The sequence below is a fragment of the Roseibium sp. AWQ4_290 genome, assembly GCF_056160985.1.
Genome location: NZ_JBSWYG010000117.1, coordinates 1 through 223, shown reverse-complemented (window position 1 = coordinate 223; position 223 = coordinate 1). Strand labels below are relative to the sequence as shown.

1 protein-coding gene is annotated in these 223 nt (G+C 59.2%); it reads left to right on the top strand.

Annotation, left to right across the window (positions count from 1 at the left end; genetic code table 11):
* Positions 1 to 16: 16 nt before the first annotated feature.
* A partial coding sequence (locus ACXAH0_RS25385) for an IS66 family transposase (protein WP_475196128.1) occupies positions 17 to 223 on the top strand: 207 nt, incomplete at its 3' end.

Below are 223 nucleotides of genomic sequence, written 5' to 3'. Positions count from 1 at the left end.
AGACAAAGCTCGGGAGATGGCCTGCATGGCCCATATCCGGCGCAAGTTCGTCGATGTGCATGCCTCCCAAGGATCATCGGTTGCCGGCGAGGCCATCCAGCGGATCGCCAAGCTCTACGAAATCGAAAAGAAGGCACGCGGAAAACCGCCGCCGGAGCGTGCCGCAATCAGGCAAAAGCACGCCAAACCTATCTTCGACGATCTGGAAGATTGGCTCGGCAGC